The 17,228-nt window shown below is 56.4% G+C and carries 15 protein-coding genes and 2 pseudogenes; 5 read left to right on the top strand and 12 right to left on the bottom strand.

All coding sequences use genetic code 11. The features are described from left to right. Positions 1 to 9: 9 nt before the first annotated feature. The 3 genes from A7D21_RS07550 to A7D21_RS35185 form a co-directional block, all read right to left on the bottom strand. Positions 10 to 1,041 (bottom strand): aromatic ring-hydroxylating dioxygenase subunit alpha, encoded by a 1,032-nt coding sequence (locus tag A7D21_RS07550; RefSeq protein ID WP_020300846.1) that lies wholly within the window; start codon positions 1,039 to 1,041, stop codon positions 10 to 12. Between the two features lie 17 nt (positions 1,042 to 1,058). Further along, positions 1,059 to 2,000, bottom strand: coding sequence for a Rieske 2Fe-2S domain-containing protein (locus A7D21_RS07545; RefSeq protein ID WP_020300847.1), 942 nt, complete (start codon positions 1,998 to 2,000; stop codon positions 1,059 to 1,061). A gap of 122 nt (positions 2,001 to 2,122) precedes the next feature. Then, positions 2,123 to 2,323, bottom strand: coding sequence for a hypothetical protein (locus tag A7D21_RS35185; RefSeq protein WP_128706716.1), 201 nt, complete (start codon positions 2,321 to 2,323; stop codon positions 2,123 to 2,125). Here A7D21_RS35185 and A7D21_RS07540 point away from each other — a divergent pair. From A7D21_RS07540 to A7D21_RS07530, 3 genes and pseudogenes are all read left to right on the top strand, one after another. Continuing rightward, the gene (locus A7D21_RS07540; RefSeq protein WP_047531071.1) at positions 2,310 to 2,789 is read left to right on the top strand and encodes a MarR family winged helix-turn-helix transcriptional regulator; all 480 of its coding nucleotides are present in this window, start codon (positions 2,310 to 2,312) and stop codon (positions 2,787 to 2,789) included. The two genes, A7D21_RS35185 and A7D21_RS07540, sit on opposite strands and share 14 nt — an antisense overlap. Continuing rightward, entirely contained in the window at positions 2,782 to 3,963 is a 1,182-nt protein-coding gene (locus tag A7D21_RS07535) for an HlyD family secretion protein (protein WP_020300850.1), read from the top strand. Before A7D21_RS07540 ends, A7D21_RS07535 begins: the two co-directional genes overlap by 8 nt. Beyond that, positions 3,956 to 5,482 (top strand): annotated as a pseudogene (locus tag A7D21_RS07530) (DHA2 family efflux MFS transporter permease subunit). Before A7D21_RS07535 ends, A7D21_RS07530 begins: the two are co-directional and overlap by 8 nt. On the opposite strand, the gene A7D21_RS07525 reads toward A7D21_RS07530, so the two are convergent. The 3 genes and pseudogenes from A7D21_RS07525 to A7D21_RS07520 form a co-directional block, all read right to left on the bottom strand. Beyond that, positions 5,470 to 7,122 carry a methyl-accepting chemotaxis protein gene (locus A7D21_RS07525; RefSeq protein WP_020300852.1) on the bottom strand — a complete coding sequence of 551 codons (1,653 nt, stop codon included), beginning with the start codon at positions 7,120 to 7,122 and terminating at the stop codon, positions 5,470 to 5,472. The pseudogene A7D21_RS07530 and the gene A7D21_RS07525 overlap by 13 nt on opposite strands. Before the next feature lie 63 nt (positions 7,123 to 7,185). Next, on the bottom strand, positions 7,186 to 7,371 hold the full coding sequence (locus tag A7D21_RS34230; RefSeq protein ID WP_076961359.1) for an acyl-CoA dehydrogenase C-terminal domain-containing protein: 186 nt from the start codon (positions 7,369 to 7,371) through the stop codon (positions 7,186 to 7,188). Between the two features lie 228 nt (positions 7,372 to 7,599). Then, positions 7,600 to 8,778 (bottom strand): annotated as a pseudogene (locus tag A7D21_RS07520) (IS3 family transposase). A 223-nt stretch (positions 8,779 to 9,001) separates the two neighbouring features. Here A7D21_RS07520 and A7D21_RS34225 point away from each other — a divergent pair. Beyond that, entirely contained in the window at positions 9,002 to 9,274 is a 273-nt protein-coding gene (locus A7D21_RS34225) for a response regulator transcription factor (RefSeq protein ID WP_081997921.1), read from the top strand. 435 nt (positions 9,275 to 9,709) lie between these two features. Here A7D21_RS34225 and A7D21_RS07510 read toward each other — a convergent pair whose 3' ends face one another. From A7D21_RS07510 to A7D21_RS07490, 5 genes are all read right to left on the bottom strand, one after another. Then, positions 9,710 to 10,972 (bottom strand): OprD family porin, encoded by a 1,263-nt coding sequence (locus A7D21_RS07510; protein ID WP_069551388.1) that lies wholly within the window; start codon positions 10,970 to 10,972, stop codon positions 9,710 to 9,712. 105 nt (positions 10,973 to 11,077) lie between these two features. Beyond that, the gene (locus A7D21_RS07505) at positions 11,078 to 12,253 is read right to left on the bottom strand and encodes a 3-hydroxybenzoate 6-monooxygenase (protein WP_020300857.1); all 1,176 of its coding nucleotides are present in this window, start codon (positions 12,251 to 12,253) and stop codon (positions 11,078 to 11,080) included. Continuing rightward, a complete protein-coding gene (locus tag A7D21_RS07500; RefSeq protein ID WP_047531075.1) occupies positions 12,250 to 13,107 on the bottom strand; it encodes a fumarylacetoacetate hydrolase family protein in 858 nt (285 codons plus the stop codon). The genes A7D21_RS07505 and A7D21_RS07500 overlap by 4 nt, the downstream gene beginning before the upstream one ends. Beyond that, positions 13,088 to 14,149, bottom strand: coding sequence for a cupin domain-containing protein (locus tag A7D21_RS07495; protein WP_047531077.1), 1,062 nt, complete (start codon positions 14,147 to 14,149; stop codon positions 13,088 to 13,090). The genes A7D21_RS07500 and A7D21_RS07495 overlap by 20 nt, the downstream gene beginning before the upstream one ends. An 18-nt stretch (positions 14,150 to 14,167) precedes the next feature. Then, positions 14,168 to 15,556 carry an MFS transporter gene (locus A7D21_RS07490; protein WP_081997922.1) on the bottom strand — a complete coding sequence of 463 codons (1,389 nt, stop codon included), beginning with the start codon at positions 15,554 to 15,556 and terminating at the stop codon, positions 14,168 to 14,170. Between the two features lie 265 nt (positions 15,557 to 15,821). Here A7D21_RS07490 and A7D21_RS07485 point away from each other — a divergent pair, with 265 nt between their 5' ends. Next, a complete protein-coding gene (locus tag A7D21_RS07485) occupies positions 15,822 to 16,568 on the top strand; it encodes an IclR family transcriptional regulator (RefSeq protein WP_047531080.1) in 747 nt (248 codons plus the stop codon). Between the two features lie 14 nt (positions 16,569 to 16,582). On the opposite strand, the gene leuD is transcribed toward A7D21_RS07485, so the two are convergent. Further along, a complete protein-coding gene (gene leuD / locus A7D21_RS07480) occupies positions 16,583 to 17,227 on the bottom strand; it encodes a 3-isopropylmalate dehydratase small subunit (protein WP_069551387.1) in 645 nt (214 codons plus the stop codon). Position 17,228 lies beyond the last annotated feature (1 nt).

Below are 17,228 nucleotides of genomic sequence, written 5' to 3'. Positions count from 1 at the left end.
GTGATGGGGTCAGTCTTTCATGCCCAACAACGTGCTGATATCGCGTCCGGGTTCAGCATCGCTGCCGTAGGCGAACTGACCGGCGCGCTGGCGTTCGACCAGTTGTTCCATCTGGTAGCGATAACGAGTACCTGGGGTATCGAAACGCGAATGCAGGTCACGTCGCTCATCGGTCTCGAAATAGCGCTGATTTTGCGGACGCACCACCGAGTTGTCCTGGGGCTGGATGATGTAGTTGATGCGCGGCATCACGTAGCGAAACGGTGACGGTGCAGCGGTGGTATTGAACGTGACGTCACAGCGCGAGCGATGCTTGCCCACCGGCAAGAACGGTTGCAAGTTAGGAACGTCATAACCGGGACGAAATCGCGGGTAGGAGATGCACACATTACTGCGCAAATGGATGTGCAGCACCGCGCGAAAATCCTGGTACTTGGCGCGCACCCCGCCGACCCAACGCATGATCGGCGCCACTGATTTTTGTGCGACTGTACGGGTGCGGGTCACCGTTTCAGAGGTCCATTGCACCTCGACCTCGTCCGACTCGCTGATGCCGTCGCCGATGGTATTGGCATGCAGGAAATCGGCGTGGGTCAGGTCAATCAGGTTTTCTACAGAGAGCGCAGAGGTCGCATCGAATCGCACGGTGCGCTGGGTGTAGCCAGGAAGACTGCCGTCTTGCGGCAGGAACGGGATATGCGGCAGCAGCAATGTATCGGCGGCATCCGGGTTGCCGTACCAGACCCAAATGTAGCCGTAACGCTCGACCAGCGGATAAAACCCGCTGCCGCCAGTGAATGCCGTCAGCACGCACGTATTTTCACGCAGACGATAGGGATGGAATTCAGCTGCTCTCGGCTGCCCGTTTTCCCGCCACAGGTAATAGGGTTGGGCATGAATGATTCGACGAATTGGCTGGGCACTGAGGTCGCGACTATGGGAGACCGGAAACCAGGTGTCACGCAGGTCATAGTTGATCGGTGTCCAGTCACCCCGCACTTTGCGCGACGGAGTATCGGTAGAGGAAGGCACGGAATGCATGGTGAGTTCTCCTGTGCTCAGACGATCGCGCTTGCGGGAATCAGATGCGGTCGGCGAAAGGCACGCAGGTCGCGGGATGGGGCTTGCAGCAGGGCCGCGACGGCTACGCCGTCAATCAAGTGGTTCACCCGGAACGGCGACCTGCTGAATGCACGGGCAATACGCCAACGCAACGGTGCCTTGGCCGGCACGTGCTCAGTCACGAATCCTCGCCAGCACAGGCTGGTGGTGCCACGGCGGTTGGCCCCGGTTGCGATCATCAGGGTAACGAGCGGCATTTCTTCTTCGTTGAGCAAATCCACCCGAATACTGCCGCCGCTCAGGGGTACTGCGGTGCGCACAATCAAGGGGTAGTCCACCACAAACTGCGATGGCAGAAATTGTGTGGACCATACCGCACCGCGCTCCAGAACCACGCGGCCCTGCTCTCTGCGTAGATCGCCAAGGAAGAAATCGGTGAGGCGCACATGGGTAAAGCCGAGCAAGCATTCCGGGCCGTCGAGCATCGCCGCCAGATACTGGTCGTGACTCATGTTGACGACGGTGGAACCGGTAAATTCGCGACCGCTTGGCCGGTAATCGCTGCTGGGGAGCTCCCCTTGCGATGCGCCCTCACCCAACCACACATGGACGAAGCCATTGGCTTCGCTCACCTGAAAGGCCCGCACGGCATAGCGTGGCGGTACGCGCTCATCATCATTAAGGTTGGGAATTTTTGTACAACCGCCACTGGCACCATCGAAGGTCCAGCCGTGGTAACCACATTGCAAACCAGACTCGACAACTCGTCCCAGAGCCAACGGCACCCGCCGATGTGGACAACGGTCTTCCAGAGCAAAAGCCTGCCCGGCTGCGTTGCGGAACAGGACCAGTTCCTCGCCACCAAAGGCCACGGCCAATGGCTTTTGATCATTCACAGCCTCGGAAAGCGCCATGGCCCACCAGCCAGGGGTCGTCATCGGTTTGCCTCATTGTTGTTGTGTTTTTGGGCTTTTGTTTGCAATGCAATCAACGCTAACGGTAGCGGTACAATGCTGTGATGGCAACCATAAGTAAACATTTTAATGATTTATGTTCATACTCATAAAAACCTATCTAGAACCCAGAAATACTCCGAACACTGCTCAACAAAACGGATTATCAGCCAAATAAATCGCTGAATATGAACATTCTTAACTTTAATGCCCATTTTTCCTTGAAAAGGATCAGCAGAAAACCTATAAGCCTGATCACCATGAGCATGCTCATTCACTTCAGGTGCGTTGACGATGACCCAATCCATCCTCGGCTTTGTCCTCCATGACGTTGCCCGTTTGATGCGTAAACGCTTCGAACAATGGGCCCGCGCAGCCGGTCTCACGCGCTCTCAATGGCAAGTTCTGGCCAAACTGTCCACGCATGAAGGCATTCACCAGAAGGGTCTGGCCGACTTGCTTGAAATCGAGTCGGTCACGCTGGTGCGCTTGCTGGACAAAATGCAGGAGCGCGGTCTGATCGAACGTCGCAACCGCGCCACCGATCGCCGTTTTTCCCTGTTATTTCTCACTCCGGATGCCCATCCGCTGCTGCAATTCATGCGCACCATTGGCGAGCAGACTCGAGTGGAAACCATGGCCGACTTTTCCGTTCAGGAGCACGATCAATTGCTGCAGTACCTCGAACGCATGCGTGAACACTTGCTGACGGCTTGCAGCCAGCCGGTGGATGAGCCCACTAACTGCGCGGCAGACGAGGTGACGCATGGCTGAGTCCACATTGCAGCGTCATGCGGTGCAGGCAGAAGCCCGTCCACTCGACCCACTGGCGAAACCTGAAGCGCAGGCGCCTGAAGCTCCCACCCTTGATCGTCATGGGCCAGAATCCTCCGGCGCTCCACGGCAACGCTGGCGCGTCGGCCTGTTTTTGCTGGCGCCGATTGTCGTCGTGGCCTGTGGCGCCTGGTATGTGTTGGGTGGCCAAGTGGTCAGTACCGACAACGCCTACGTTCAGGCCGAACGGGTGGGCGTTTCGACCGATGTGGCCGGGATCGTGGCGGCCATTGAGGTCAGTGACAACCAAGTCGTGAGCAAGGGCCAAGTGTTATTTCGCTTGAAGCCAGAACCCTTTGAAATCGCCTTGGCCAGTGCCAGCGCGCAACTGGAAGGCGCGCGCAACCAGATCCTTTACCTCAAGGCCAGCTACAACCAGTCACTGGCCGAAATCGCCCAGGCTGAAGCCAGGCTGCCCTACTACCAGACCAATTTCCAACGGCTGGAAAAACTTGTCAGCGTTGCCGCCGTCTCCAAGACAATCTACGACGACGCCCATCAGGACCTCGACAATACCCGCCAGCAGGTTTTGGTAGCCAAGTCCCAGGCTGCTGCGGCATTAGCCCAACTGGGAGGACGGCTGGACAGGCCTCTCGAGCAACATCCCTCCTACTTACAAGCACAAGCAGCGCTCAATGAAGCCGAACGCAACCTGCGTAACTCGGTGGTGACCGCCCCGTTCGACGGCGTGGTGACCAACGTGGACTCGTTGCAAGTGGGCGCCTACCTGCAACCCCCACAATCAGGCTTTAGCCTGGTGTCCAGCGAACACCTATGGGTGGCTGCCTCGCCGAAAGAAACCGAGCTGACCAACGCTCACGTCGGCCAGGACGCAACCATTGAGGTAGACACTTATCCCGGCGTGACCTGGCACGGCACCGTGGAAAGCATCAGCCCGGCTTCCAGCTCCAGCTTTTCGCTACTGCCGGCACAGAACACCACGGGCAATTGGGTGAAGGTTGTGCAGCGTATTCCGGTGAAGATCCGTATCGACGATGCCGTAGGCAAACCCGCGCTGCGCCACGGCATGAGTGCCTTGGTAGAGATCGATACCGGAACCGCCCGTGGTCTGCCGAAACCGCTGGCCAACCTGCTCGCCCGCCATCATGAGTGAAGTAACTGGGCCGCTGCCACCTTCGCCGCTACGAGTACTGATTACGCTGTGTGTGGTGCTGGCAGTGGTCATGCAAGCCTTGGACACCACCATCGCCAACGTCGCCCTACCCTATATGCAGGGCAGTGTGTCGGCCAGTGCCGACCAGATTAACTGGGTACTGACTTCCTACATCGTCGCCACCGCCATCATGACGCCGCCCTCGGCATTCCTTGCCCGACGCTTCGGTCGCAAGCGCGTATTGCTGTGATCGATCTTCGGTTTTGTATTGGCGTCGGTGCTCTGTGGCATTGCCCGGTCCCTGGAAGAAATCATCCTGTTCCGTTTACTGCAAGGGCTGGCAGGGGCAGCATTGGTGCCGTTATCGCAAGGCATTCTGCTGGATATTTACCCGCAGAAAGACCGTGGCTCGGCAGTGGCCTTGTTCGGCGTGTCGGTGATGGTTGGTCCGGTGCTGGGTCCGATGATCGGCGGCTGGCTAACAGAACACCTCAGCTGGCGCTGGGTGTTCTTCATCAACTTGCCTATCGGATTGCTGGCCTTTGTCGGCATGATGCGCTTCATTCAGGAAACCCCGGCCGACAGAACCGCCCGTTTGGACTGGCTAGGCTTTGGCTCGCTCAGCGTGGCGATCCTGTCGATTCAATTGTTCCTCGACCGCGGTGAACAGCTGGGCTGGTTCGATTCAGGAGAAATCATCCTGGAGGCGCTGGTGGCCGCCATCGCTTCGTACATTTTCATCGTCCACACCTTCACCCACGACAAGCCCTTTATCAGTCTGAAACTGTTCAAGGACCGCAATTACTCGGTGGCGGTCGTGTTTATCTTCATCATCGGCATTACCTATTTAGCGTCATTGGCGCTGATGACACCCTACCTGCAAACCCTGATGGGTTACCCGGTGCTCACCGCCGGCATGGTCATGGGGCCACGCGGACTGGGGACCATGCTTAGCATGTTCCTTGCCGGGAAGATCATCGGCAAAGTGGATATTCGCTGGATACTGTTTTGCGGTTTGTTGCTGTCCGCCTGGTCGATGTACATGATGACCGGCTGGACGCCGGCAGTGTCCATCAACACCATCGTGTACGTCGGCTTTATTCAGGGCGCGAGCCTGGGTCTGTTGTTCGTCCCACTGACCACCATCGCCTTTACCACCCTAGCGCCGCATTTGCGTGGCGAAGCCACTGGTCTGTACAACCTGTCACGCAATGTCGGCTCAAGCGTTGGCATCTCGATCGTTACGGTGCTGCTGGCTCAAAACACTCAGATCAATCATGCCGAAATCGGCGCATACGTTACGCCGTTCAACCGCCTGTTCGATGCCTGGCCTGTAAACAACCAACTCAATCCATTAACCGCCGGCGGGCGTGCGGCGCTGGATGGCATGATCACTGTGCAGGCCAGCTGGGTGGCCTACCTGGATGACTTCAAGCTGCTGATGTGGTTATCCATTGGAGTCATACCCCTGCTGCTGATATTCAGGACACCGAAGTCTCAAGCAAATCAGGCCTCGTAGCGAAAACGTCCCACTGCTACATTCAGCTCATCGGACAGTTCGCGCAAAGACACCACAGCTCCGGACACCTGATGAGTGATCGCATCGCCCTCGCCGGCCATGCGTGCGATGTGCTCGACGTTGGCAACGATGCCCCGCCCACCCTCGTTCTGCACGCTCACCGCATCGGCAATCCGGTCCACCCCACGCGTGGAGTCGCCGACCAGTTCCGCTGCCTGTTGCAGGGTACTTTCCAACTCACTCAGCAGTCGGCCGCTGTCGTCCAATGCCACCGTGCCGGCGCGCAGGGCTTCGTCGACCACCTCGGACTGGCTCTCGAGCTTTACCGTCAACTGGTTGATCGAGTTGGCTGCCAGCGCAGAGCGTTGTGCCAGATTACGCACTTCGTCCGCCACCACGCTGAAGCCGCGTCCACTCTCGCCAGCCCGTGCCGCCTCGATCGCCGCATTGAGCGCCAGCATGCTGGTCTGCGCGGAAAGGTCCTTGACCTGACCGATGCTGGCGGTGATCGCAGTAGTGCTTTCGACAAAATCGCCCACCGAGCCACGGATGGCGGAGAATGCATGGCGCACGCTGTCGATTTTCTCGAGCAGTCGCGACAAGGCCAAGTGTCCATCCTGCGCACCGCGCAAACTGGCTTCGGCGCAGCTGCGCAGGCTTTCAGCATGACTGGAGATTGCCGCAATCCCGTCGCTCATCTGCTCGATGGTCATCGACACCGCGCCCACCGCACCGGCCTGCGCCGTAGAGCTTTGCGCCACACGCGCCGAAGCGCCCACCAGCTCCTCTGCCGAGGCGCCGACCGATGCCGCGACTCCGGCTACCTTGCGCATTGCCTGCTGGAAGCTATCAATGAGTTCGTTGAATGCCTGAGCCGTGTGGGCAATCTCGTCTCGACCCATGACCCGCACGCGTCGGGTCAGGTCGCCATCGCGCAACTCGATCGAAGCCCTCTCGATTTCCCGAATGGGCCGGATGATTTGCGCACGCAACAAAAGACTGACTAACACAGCCAGTAAGCTGCCACCCAGCAGCACCGCGACGAGCATCCGTGAGACCTGCTGTTGTGTTGCGCCCGCCTCAGCGAAGGCGCCAGAGGTCAGCTCGGCTTGTAGGCCCAACAGCCGGTTGAATTGACCTTGCAGGCCATTGTTGTCGGCACGCACCCGACCCAGCAGCGAGGCAGCCTGTATCTGGTCACTCAAAGCAGTGCGCTTGAATTCGGCAAGCCCCTCGCCGACCACTGCGGCCTGCTCCTGCACCGCTTGATAGAGCGCTCTCTCTTCTTCGCCCAGGCGAGTTTCACGAGCCACCTTGTCCAGCCCGGCACGCATGTCGTCAACACTGGCCTGCATATCTTCAAGATATGACTCAAGGTCTTCCGCGGAAGCTTGCCCACTGGATTCAAGGATGCGCGCGCCTGTGGCATATGCGCCGACCATCGCCGCCTGCGAGGCGGCCGAGGTTTCTAACACTTGCCGATATTGCTGGAAACGCAACTGGTCGATTTCCTCGATTACCGCTTGTTGCTTAGCCAGCCCGCGGTAGGCCAGACCCGAGACAACCAGTAGAGCGAGCACAAATAACCCGGGCAGCACGAGGAGCTTGGCGCCGATTGAGAAGCCTTTCAGAAATGACATGTTGGTTACCGTTTTTGTTTTTATAGGGCGTGAATAGGCAGGCAATTTATCCTGCATTATTCTTTATACAGTATTTAATTCTATTATCAGAACAATATTAAAAGTTTGATGTCCCGCCATCGTGCCTTGCCTCCGCCCTGCAACTAACGCCTGGCGTAACCAAAGCCAGCCAACCAGCACTGGAACGAACAGGCCCAGGTAAGCAGCGGCATTGCAAAGACCAAGGTCAGGTTCGATACCGCCCCCCACAGAATCGCCAGTGCCTTGATTAATTCCGCCGCAAGTACCGATGAATGCCGCAGCCCTGCGGCTTCATCGAGCCTGCGGCGACCTGCTCAGCCGTAAGCGAACGTCCATGTGAGGCTTCCAGCAAGTGCTTACCTATTCAGGCGAGGGAAAGTTTTTCAATGAAGGCCGGGAATTCCGCTAAATGCGGAGTCACCGGGCAAGCAGGGAGGAACCCGCACCCTGTAGTGGTCAACTAATTCCGGACACCTCGATAGGTGATTTTGACGCCATCGCCCGTTCGTAAACGGTCGGTGGCAGATATCCCAGTTTCGAGTGCAGCCGTTCGTTGTTGTAAACCCAACGATGTACTCAGTGATGTCGCGTATCGCCTCGGCATGGTTGGCGTAATCACGTCGCCATACCCGCTCCATTTTCAAGCTCAGAAAGAAGCGCTCCATCACTGCGTATCCCAGCAGTTACCTTTACGGCTCATGCTTTGCTGCATGTCACTTCTTGCCAGTAGCGCTCTGTAGCTCGCACTCGCGTACTGGCTGCCGCGATCCGAGTGGGCGATCAAGCCGGGTGGCGGTTGACGTTGAGCAACCGCCAGCTGCATTGCACTGCACACCAGTTCAGCGGGCATGTTCGGCGCCATTGACCTGCCCACTACCTTGCGTGAGAACAAGTCCAGCACCACAGCCAGATACAACCAGCCACTGCGGGTTCGGATGTAGGTAATGTCTGCTACCCAGGCCTTGTTCGCCGCCTCGGGTTCAAATTGGCGGTTCAATACATTTTCAGCAATCGGCAGGTCATGTTTGCTGTCGGTGGTGTGCACAAATTTACGCTTCCAGGCCGAACGCAGGCTGTTGACGCGCATCATGCGGCGAATCTTGTAAATGCCTACTTGCATACCCTTTGCGCGTAACGCTTTACGCAATGGGCGACTGCCATAACAGCCGCCACTTTCAGCAAACGACGCCTTGAGTTGCAGAGCAACGGGCCAGATCGATGCAGGAGCCCCAGCGCGCTTGTTGGCCTCGTAGAAGCCGGATCGACTAACCCCCAACAAACGGCACACATACGCCACCGAACAAGCCTTCTGTTGCAGCTGGCGAACCAAGCGGTACGTTACTTCAGCTCGCGGGCAAAGAAGGCGGTGGCTTTTTTTAATACATCGTTATCCATCTTGAGCTGACGGTTTTCTTGCTCCAACTGGCGAATACGCTGTTGCTCAGAGGTCAGCGGCTTGCCGATCCCGGCTTGCCCCAACTTCTCGGCCTCATACTGTTGTACCCAGCGTCGAACGGCCGTATCACCAATATCAAGATCACGACAAACCTGTGAAACACTCAGGCCCTGGTCCTTGATCATCTTTACAACTTCCAGCTTGAAGCTGTCGTCGAATACTTTGCGTTTGTCGGTCATGGAGAACTCCTCAATAGGTGTATTTTCCACCTATCGGGGTGTCCGGGGAAATTAGACCACTACACCCTTCACGTAACGACAAAATCGACGCTGCCTGGTGTCCCCAATTGCACCACTACTACGCCAACGAGCGTGACATAGACTGCAGCGCATTGTTCAGAACACCCATCCCGCACTGGTCAAGTGGTTGCAAAAGATCGCAAGCGAAACGACCAGGCCGGCCATGCAGGCCTCGCTTCACTCAGGTCCGGTTGTGCGCCCGGAGCCCCCTCCAAGCTCTGCTTCACCCAGCCGCCTGCTCACACCCAAGGAGCGAGCAGTCTTGCAACTGCTCGCTCGCAACCTGTCGAACAAGCAGATTGCCCAGGCGTTGAATGTCGCTGGAGAAACCGTGAAATGGCACTTGAAAAACCTCTTTGGAAAATTCCAGGCGAGTACTCGCAAGCATGTCGTGGATCGCACCTACATGTTGGGTATTCTCGAGTTGACTGGCTAACGCCAGGCCTTTGGCCCCTTTCTTCCAATCCCCGCTCTCACAGCCCCCCTGTCTCGATCCACGCCTCCCCCTGACGACGGGGGTGGCCGGCTGTCCTTGACGCAATAGTCTTAGTTCCAGGTTGAGGTTCCGCTCCTGAATCGGGTTAGCCCGGTTGGTATAGCGATGTGTAATTGAAACAAGAGACTTGCCGGCGCGTGCCGGCTATCCACGCACCAATGGTGTCCCGCTACCACATGGACGCGAGCTGTTCCGATGGTGTTGCCGCTGACCGAAAACTGACCCAGTAAAGGCTGATCAGTTTTCAATCAGCGCCAACGCTATGAGCGACTGAGGTAGCAATAGCCCACGATCAGCACGCAGATGAACAGATTAAGATCAATTGACGGACGACATATTTGGCCATTGGCGCGCAGGGTTGGTAAGAGCGCAAGGCTATAGCAGCTTCCAGGTATAACTGAGAACGACGCGATACTCGTCAATATCAGTTCTGTAATTAGACCGCGCTACGGCATCGCGAAGCCTGATACCCAATCCCTTGACAGGCCCGCTCTGGAAAACATAAGACATATCGATATCGCGTTCGCTATCCTTACCCTCATAGCCGCGCCCTGTCTCAACATTGTTCCCCACAACGTATCTAGTCGAAAATAGGAGGCCCGGTACACCCGCCGCAGCGAAGTCATAGTCGTAACGCACCTGATAAGACACTTCGTTTTGTGATGAGAAGTCATAAGTAGGTAGTTCATTGGCCAAGGGCGCTATATTGGCGAACACCCGGGGGAACGCGGTGTTACCGTACATTCTTTGGTACCCTACGGTCACAGCATGCCCGGACCTTGCCACCCCAAGGGTGCCATACAAAGCCCGATTATCGACCGCCCCTATTAAATGATCACCATCTTCCACAGCATCATACTGTGCCAACGTACCGGTCACCGACCAACGCCCTACTAACTGCTTATGCTTAATGCCAACATAACTCTGTCGGTAAATGTCCTCCAGTTGGGCGTACCAACCACTGACAGTGGTACGTGACTCATTAAAACTATAGTCACCGCCCATATAATTGAAGGCATCACTGGACGCTGTGCGTTGCGGAATATAGCCCAACATCGCGATCAACTTTTCGTCACCGGCTTCATTTCGTAGACTAGTCGATTTGATTCGCCCGCCTTGAAGGGTCAGCCCAGTAAGTTCGCTGCTCGAAAAGGAGGCACCCTGATAGGAAGGTGGAAGCAAACGAATATCGCTGAAGGGCAAGACGGGAATGTCTGGTTGAAGTTCACCCAGCCTCAGTTCGGTTTTAGAAAACCTGGCTTTTAAGGTTGGCCCTACGCGACTGTAATCGTCGGCAGGAGCCCCGCTATCCTTAATAGGCAGCAAGCCCGTCCCTACCCGTCCAGGGCCACTATCAAGCTTGAGGCCCAGAGTGGCAATCGCATCAATACCAAAGCCGACCGCGCCTGGGGTATAACCTGATTTGAAATTAAGAATTAAGCCTTGAGCCCACTCTTCTGCCTTGGGTTTCTCGGCCCCGCGAATATCTAAATAGTTACGTTGAAAGTAGTAGTTTCTGGCCTGAAGTGTAGCGGTCGAATCTTTGAAAAAATCGGATTCCTCAGCCCATGCCAAGCCTGGCGTACAAAAACACAGTAACGCCGGCCACACGAGCGGGCCGCAATTTTTGTAGTACATGATTTCACCCTTTTTATTTTTATAGAATGATCATTGCGTACAGCAGAAAGCGACGATCAACCCGGCAACGTGAGCACGTTGAATAATTGACCGTCACTGGGAGTTCTAAATTATCGCGTCATATAACCAGGTGAGACCGGCATATGCTTGTTCAGGGGTGCGTGCGGCGAGCATACCGTTACGCAGTTCGGCTGCCACTCCTTCGGCATGGTAGAACTCTCCATGAACACGTGCCATCACCTGGCAACGGCCAGTGCGAAGGTATCGGCGAGCCTGATATGCCTTAAAAGCTGACTCAAAATCACCCTGACACTTTTCGATTTCCTGTGCGAGTACGACGCCATCTTCCATCGCCATACACGCCCCTTGTGCAAGGTATTGCAACATGGGGTGCGCGGCATCGCCCAGAAGCGTGGTACGTCCCTCACTCCAGTTTTTCACGGGTTCACGATCGCACAATACCCACATCCGCCAGCTTTCAATTTTGGACAGGAGCGTTTGTACGGTGTCACACGTGCCGGCAAACCGACGGCGTAATTCTTCAGGGTCTCCCTCGGTGTTCCAGCCCTCTACATAGCGGTCGCTGTGGAAGACTGCGACCAGGTTGAATAGTTTTCCACCTCGAAGCGGGTACTGGACCAGGTGGGACTTTGGCCCCCCCCAAAGAATCATCGAGTTGCGTCGAAACTCAAGCGGCACGTCCTCAATGGGCAACACCGCCCGGTACGCAATGTGCCCGGAGACCACAGGCGCACCGTCACCGACAATTTTCTCTCTGACTTTCGACCACAATCCATCTGCGCCAATCAGTGCGCAACCCCGAATGGTTTCACCTTGGTCAGTGGTCACGCACACGGACAGGCCATCATCTTCGTAGCCCACCACTTTTGTGGCGATCCTGAAGTCGACATCAGCGGACTCGCGACACGCGGCCAGAAGAACCGAATGCAGGTCCGCACGATGCACCAAGGCGTAGGGATACTTGAAACGTTCCCGAAACGCTGCGCCTGTCGGGATGGTGGTAACCACCTCAGCGCTGACACTGTCCATGAAGATCAAATCATCGGGTAACACGGTCAGTTCGCGTACCTGATCAGCAACGCCGAGCGTCTCCAACACGCGAAAACCGTTAGGACCCACCTGGATCCCCGCACCGACTTCGCGAAACTCTTCGGCCTGTTCGATTAAGAGCGTTTTGAAGCCCTTATGTGAGAGTGCCAGCGCTGCTGCCAGACCGCCAATGCCCCCCCCAATGATTACAATCGGATCTTGTAGGCTCATGACGACACGACCTCGACAACAATTTCACCAATCCCTTCAATTCGTGCTTTGATCTGATCACCGTGAACAATGGGACCCACACCTTCGGGCGTTCCGGTGTACAACAAATCACCCGGCTCAAGTGTGTAATAGGTCGAGGCGAATTCGATCAGCTCTGCCACGTTCATGATCAAATCCCGTGTATTGGCGTGCTGGCGTTTCTCACCATTAACCTCCAGCAGCAACTCCAAGCCCTGTGGTTCGCTGAGCTCATCAGCCGTGACAAGCCATGGCCCCAACACCGAGTAAGTGTCCAACGATTTGCGCAAGCTTCGCTCTTCAGGCCCGCGGATCGTGATGTCCAGGCCAATGCTGTATCCGGCAACATAGGCCAGTGCGTCTTTCGCCTTCACATCCTTGGCACGCTTGCCAATAACAGCGACTAGCTCGATTTCGTGATCGGTACGGCGCTCTGGAAGATTAATCACAATCGGTTTACTGACACCGATCAGCGAGCTGGTAGCTTTCAGGAAGAGGCCCGTCTCCTGAATTTTGCGGACATTGGCACGTGTAAACGTCTCCGTGTCTGCGATGGCTTCATCAAGGTGAGCTTGATAGTTGACAGGCGCAGCCACAATTTTGCCTGGGTTACCGACGGGGCTAAGCAGCTCGACATCGCTTAACTTGAAGACCGCTGCGCTTCCCTTGGCAAGCGAGATTTCGGGGCGTAGCTCGGCCAGGTTAGCGATCAGCAGGTCATGGCGCGGAAACGGATAACGGGCAGGTGACAAAATACGCAGTGCTTGGGAAACGTCATAGACAATGTCGCCCTCAATCAGGCCCAAACGGTTATCGTTAAACAGACAAATTTTCATGGTTTTCTCCTGGTGTAGTAGTTGCGCTCGGATTGATTTCGCTGCGCCAAAAACCGAGGTGTTCTTGCAACGGTCGATCGGAAAAGCTGAACAGTACGCATTGCTCGTCCGCCTCAAAACAGCGCCATGCCCAACCCGGAAGAACAAATACGTCGTCCTTGCAGGCTGTCCACGTTTGGTCACCGACCTGAACACGCAGGCTGCCTTCAACCACGCAGCAAACAGCTCCGTCGGTTTCACGAAAGCTCGTGCCCTTGAACCCTGCAGGGAACATCTGCATAAAGGCACCCATCGAGCGAATCGGGGACAGCCCATTCGTTGGGTTGGTAAACATCAGTTTGAAACCGTTGCACGCGTCCCACTCATCGACGAGCGACAACTGTTCAAGCGCTGCACGCGTGCGCGAATAGGGGTAGTGAAAAAGTGGGCTGACGGGGCCGCCGTGGGTGTCGCCCACCGGTCTCAGGCCAGCGGCGAATCGCGCATTGGAGTCGCCTGTCGGGCGTGTCAGGACCTGACGTAGATTCGGGTCATCAGCAGAGAAACCGGCGTTGAGCATTTGCACAACAGGCACATCCAGGCCATCCAGCCACATCACAGGTTCCGTGCCCTGCGCACCATGGTCATGAAAAACGTTCGTGGGCGTGATGACAAAGTCACCCGGGTTCATTAGTACCTTTTCGCCATGCACCGTAGTGAACCCACCCTGGCCACTTAAAATCAGTCTTAGCGCAGACGCCGTATGGCGATGACTGGGAGCGACCTCCCCGGGCAGGATCATTTGAATACCCGCATAGAGGGATGACGTTATCTGCGACTTGCCCTGAAACTTAGGGTTTTCTAGGACAAGCACACGGCGCTCCGCATCTTCGGCGGAGATGACCTCACAGGCCATTTTCATATTTTGGCGAATGGTTTCGGCGCGCCAGATTACGGGGTCCGCCGTCTGCTTGGGCTCGCGCGGGGTGAGCCCGCGCAATACCTCCCAGAGGGGCGTCATGTTGTCGTGGGCAATGTGATCTCTAAAGGCATTGTTACTCACAAATATCTCCTTACCTATCTATCGAACTTCGTTCAGCCGTGCATCGCTACGGTCTTGGTTTGCGGTCCGTGCGATGTGGCGACGGACGAGGGTCAGCGCGACAAAAAGAATCAACATCATGGCTGCTATAAAACCGAAGAACCGAGTGCCTGTGCTGGCAAGAATCCAGGGGCCGATGAAAGCGCTCAGCACCGCGCCCAGCCGTCCGAAAGCTGCGGGCAAACCGACGCCACTTGCACGCATTGAGGTAGGGAATATCTGCGCCGCCAGCACGAATAGGATTGCTTGTGTGCCCGGTACGCAGAGGCCGAGCAGCAGCAGGCTAACGGTGATGATAGGGAGCGAATTCGCTGCAGGTTCCAACGGCGTTACCATCAGCGCAGCGCAGCAGGCCAACGCCCCCGCCGCCATGCAGAGCATGGTTTTGCGCGAACCGAAGCGACTGAACAGCCAGCCGCCACCCACCCCTCCAATCAGGCCACCGAGGCTGAACAACGCCATACTTGCGCTGGACATACTGACGCTGTAACCGGCCTCGACGAACAGGGAGGGGGACCAGGTAAACATGAGGTAGCTAGACAGAATCACGGTAAAGAAAGCGACCGCCAGCACCCGTGTGTCGCCAGCATATTCGCTGGCCATTAACGTTCGCACCGAAGCCTTCTTGACTGCAGCCGCTTCGCCGCTGTCCTCCAACGTGGTGGTCAATGACACTGCATGCCCCAGGTGGCGAATGATGTTCAGGCACGCTGCCGGCTTGATGCCGCGCGCCACCAGAAATCTCAGCGACTCTGGGACGCCAATGATCAGCGTCAGCGCGACGATCAACGGCGCACACCCCGCAATCACGAAAAAACTGCGCCAGCCAAGGGCAGGAAGAATTTGCGCCCCTAACAGGCCAACGACGATGCCGCCAAAAGGCAACGCGCTCATCCCGATGGCGAGGGCAAGGCTGCGCCGGCGCAAAGGCGTGTACTCAGCCAGCATTGCCGTGACGTTAGGCATGGCTGCTCCCATGCCCAACGATGCAATCACTCGGCAGACGCCCAGAAAGACGATGTCATCGGCGAGCGCGCCCAATAACGTCATCAGGCCAAACGTTACGCTGGACGCGATGAGGGTCCATTTTCTGCCGATGCGGTCGCCCAACAGGCCCCCGAGGGCCGTCCCCAGTGCCATGGCCACGAAACTGAATCCCAGCACCGGTGCAAAGGCTGCGCGGCTGATACCCCATTCGGCTGAAATGGAGGACAGCGACAGGCTGAGCACCTGCGCGTCCACGCCATCGAACACCATGACGAGGGCGACCAAGAAGAGAATTCGCTTTTGATAGGACGTCCACTCTCCGTGATCGAGAATAGGGGCGATGTCGAGGACGGGGGACGATGGCTGCGCTAGCTCGCTCATGATGGAACCCTCACACCTTAAGGTGTTTTGTATTATTTGTTGTAATACGATAATTATGTTTTTTCAAAAAAATGTCAACGATTTTATCTTATGGCGCTATTTTTGTTTTTGTTCACCTCGTGGTCGAGCTTGGCGGTAACATGACGGACTCCGTCAAGCACACCTTCCTAAGGGGGCAGGGTTGATAAAGCAGCAGGTAACCGGCGCGTCAGCCATGCAAGTCTCAGGCGCAGAAGATCCCAAAGGCAGCTCCCAGGATCGCTTGATGCGCCTGCTCGAATTGTTCAGTGGAGACAGCAAATCTGATTGGTCTGTGGACGAAGCGGCGATCGAGTTAGGACTATCGGCGAGCCATACGTACCGTTACTTTCGAACCCTGTCGGGTGCCGGATACATCAGCGCCTTTATCCCGGGGCGCTACGTGCTGGGCCCAGCAATCATCGCGTTGGATAGAAAAATGCGGTTGGGTGATCCGATGATCCAGGCTGCAAGGTTGGTCATGGGTGACATGCTGAATGCGGCCCCCGCTGGCAGCATCGCGATTTTATGCCGGTACTTCCAAGAGCACGTCATGTGCGTGCATGAGGAGTTCACCACCCGTTTCAAGCAAGACATCAGCTATGAGCGCGGCCTCCCAAGGCCCCTTTACCAAGGCGCAGCCTCAAAGGTCATCCTGGCGCACCTGCCATTGCGCCAGGTCAAACCCTACTACGAAGGCGTAACGGGCGAATTCGAGCGCTTTGGCCTTGGGGCCAATTGGGCGCAAGTCAAACAGACACTGAGATCGCTGAGAAACGAGTCCGTAGTCATCACTTCAGGCGAATTGGGCAATAGCGCTGCGGGTATTTCAGCCGCCGTTTTTGACGATAAACGGGTGATCGGCAGCATCAGCATCGTGATACCCGTTGTCGATGCCTCCCCGGAAGTGAGAACGCTGCTCGCGCCTATTGTTGCGAAGGCCGGGGCCGAGATGACGCAGAAAATGACGGTGTTGGCGTCTTCTGGATCATGAAATACACAACGCCGTCAGCTCTCTGGAAACAGCCAAGGCTCGGTGGCGCGTCGCTTGCTTTCGTATAAGCGCACGTCGTCGGCTTGAGCGAGCGTCAGGCTGATTTCATCGAGCCCCAACATCACGCATTTTTTGCGGAATGCATCGATCTCGAAACGGTAGATCACGCCCTCAGGCTGGGAAACGGTTTGGTCCGCTAGATTGATCTCAAGTTGCAACGCAGCATCACGGGCCGCGAGTGAGAACAGGTGATCCATTTCATCCTTGGTCAACACGATGGGCAGCACGCCGTTCTTAAGGCAGTTGCCATAAAAAATATCTGCGAAACTGGTGCTGAGCAGCGCTTTGAACCCGAAATCACGCAAGGCCCACGGCGCGTGCTCGCGGCTCGAACCACAACCGAAATTATCTCGGCACAGCAGGATTTGGGCTGATTTGAACCGGGGCTGGTTGAGCACGAACTGCTCGTTGAGCGGTCGTACCGAGCAGTCGTCCCCAGGTTGGCCTTGGTCTAGATAACGCCAGTTATCGAACAGGTAATCGCCATAGCCATATTTGCTGATCAATTTCATGAATTGCTTCGGCAAAATGGCGTCCGTGTCCACATTGATTCGATCAAGCGGCGCCGCTACTGCACAAAACTGCTTGAATGGTTTCACG

Source organism: Pseudomonas sp. AP19 (assembly GCF_001728855.1).
Taxonomy (GTDB): Bacteria; Pseudomonadota; Gammaproteobacteria; order Pseudomonadales; family Pseudomonadaceae; genus Aquipseudomonas; species Aquipseudomonas fluorescens.
Note: the sequence above shows the minus strand (reverse complement) of the source record. Positions and strands in the feature narration are given on the sequence as shown.